Raw genomic sequence first — 2,191 nt, 5'->3', positions numbered from 1 at the left:
GCCTTCCCTTTGCAGGCGAAGGCCGTCMGGCAGGCCCTGACCGATGGAGGTCATCATGGCGATTTACGTCGCAAAGCGCCTGCTGATGGCGCTGGCCACCGTGCTGCTGGTTGCGGTCCTGGCGTTCCTGCTGGTGCATGCAATGCCGGGCAGCCCGGGAGCCGTGTCCCTCGGTGCCGGTGCGTCCCAGGAGGCCATTAATCAGGTCAACGAGAAGCTCGGCTGGTCCGATCCCCTTCCGGCCCAGTTCTTCCGGTGGCTCGGCAGCGCAGCCCAGGGAGACTTCGGAGTGTCCCTGATCGACGGCCGGTCCGTGAGCGCCGACCTCGCCAACAGGCTGCCGGTGACGGCGGCCCTCGCGGCCGGAGCCACGCTCCTGAGCGCCGCGCTCGGAATMGCCCTCGGCGTGACGGCCGCCGTCCGCGGCGGGATGGTCGACCGGATCGTCGGCGCCGTCTGCGGCGTGGCCGTGKMGCTGCCCGCCTTTTGGATCGGCATCATTTTTGTGTACCTCTTCGCCGTTCAGTCCTCGGTCTTCCCGGCCACCGGCTACGTCCCCTTCGAGGTTTCACCCCAGGACTGGGCCCTGTCCCTGGCCCTGCCGGTGATCACGCTCGCCGTGGGCGGTGCGGCCTTCATCGCCCGCCAGACCCGGGCATCCATGCTGGAGGCCCTGCAGCAGGAACACATCCGGACCCTCCGGGCAACGGCCACCCCCACGTGGAAAATCCTGTACGTCCACGCCCTGCGCTACGCCAGCCTGCCGATTGTCGCCGGCATCGCCCTGCAGTTCATCGGACTGTTCGGCGGTTCCGTGATCGCCGAGCAGTTGTTCGCCATGCCGGGCCTCGGCCAGGCAGTCCAGACCTCCGTCAGCACCCACGATGCCCCGTCAGTTCAGGGCGTGGTGGTGGTCGCCACCGTTGTGGTGGTGGCCGTGAACCTGGTGCTGGAACTCGCCACCAAGTTTCTCGATCMGAAGTTGCGTGCCTCATGATCCCCTCCGTTGCCCCCGCTCCCGTCCCCRTAGACGCGGAAGATACAGCTACAGACTCAGTCACCKACACCACCCCCGGAGCTCAGCCGGGGCGGGGTTCCAAGACTGCCGTCGGCGGCTACTTTAGACACCGCTTTTTCGCCCACCGGTTGGTTGCCTCGCCCGGTGCCGCGGCAGGCATCGCCTGGTTGGCAGCCCTCGTGGTTGCCTCCCTCACCGCCCCGTGGTGGCTGCCGTACAAGACCGAAGACCAGGATTTCACCGCCGTCCTGTCCGGTCCCACGGCCGCCCACTGGCTCGGCACTGACGAACTCGGGCGGGACCTGCTCAGCCGCATTTTCGCCGCGGCCGCCGGCACTCTGGGGACATCGCTCATCACGGTGATTGTCGGCGTCGGGCTCGGGACGGTCCTGGCGATGGTGGCCGCGGCGGGAGTGCGGACGGAGGGAGTGATCAGCCGTGTCACCGAAATCATGATGTCCCTGCCCGGCACGGTCATCATCCTTGCGGTCATCGGAGCCGTGGGCACGAACATTCCCGTCATCATGGCGATCCTGGGCGTCCTCATCTCGGCAGGCATCTACCGCGTGATGCTGGGACAGGCCACCGCCCTGCAGTCCMAGCTCTATGTCGACGCCGCCAAGGTGGACGGCGTCAGCGCCCTCGGCATCAGCATGCGCCACGTGCTGCCGGGCCTGAGCAACACGATCGTTGTCCAGTCCGCCCTMATCTTCGCGGTCGGCATGCTCATCCAGGCCGGCCTGGCCTTCATCGGGTTTGGTCCGCCCATCCCGCAGCCCAGCTGGGGCGGCATGATCCAGGGCGCATCCCAGCACGTCTACGACGCCCCGTGGCTCATGGTCCCCACCGGCGCGGTCCTGGCCCTGACGGTCCTCGCGGCCAACGCCATCGGCAATGCCCTGGGCAAATCGCCGAATGCAGCCGCCTCGCACCTGCCCTCGGCCGCGGACCGCCGACGCCTGGCCGCTGCGTCGTCCGCCGTCGCGGCACCGGAAGCCCCGGCTGCTCCGGCTCCTTCAGGCCGCCTGAGCGTCTGCGGACTCTCGGTAGGAGTTGACGGCGGCACCCCTCTGGTCACGGACGTCTCCTTCGACGTCGAGCAGGGAACCGTACTGGGACTCGTGGGCGAATCGGGCTGCGGCAAGACGATGACGGCGTTGTCCCTGCTCGGAC

2 protein-coding genes are annotated in these 2,191 nt (G+C 68.2%); both read left to right on the top strand.

The genetic code is table 11. From position 1 onward, the window contains the following. Positions 1–43: 43 nt before the first annotated feature. Entirely contained in the window at positions 44–997 is a 954-nt protein-coding gene (locus AC1DBQ_RS23030) for an ABC transporter permease (protein WP_476930708.1), read from the top strand. A gap of 200 nt (positions 998–1,197) precedes the next feature. Beyond that, positions 1,198–2,191 (top strand): ABC transporter permease (locus tag AC1DBQ_RS23025; protein WP_476930707.1); only part of this gene is annotated, 994 nt, incomplete at its 3' end.

This window comes from Arthrobacter sp. 10T413_2 (assembly GCF_056394205.1).
Note: the sequence above shows the minus strand (reverse complement) of the source record. Positions and strands in the feature narration are given on the sequence as shown.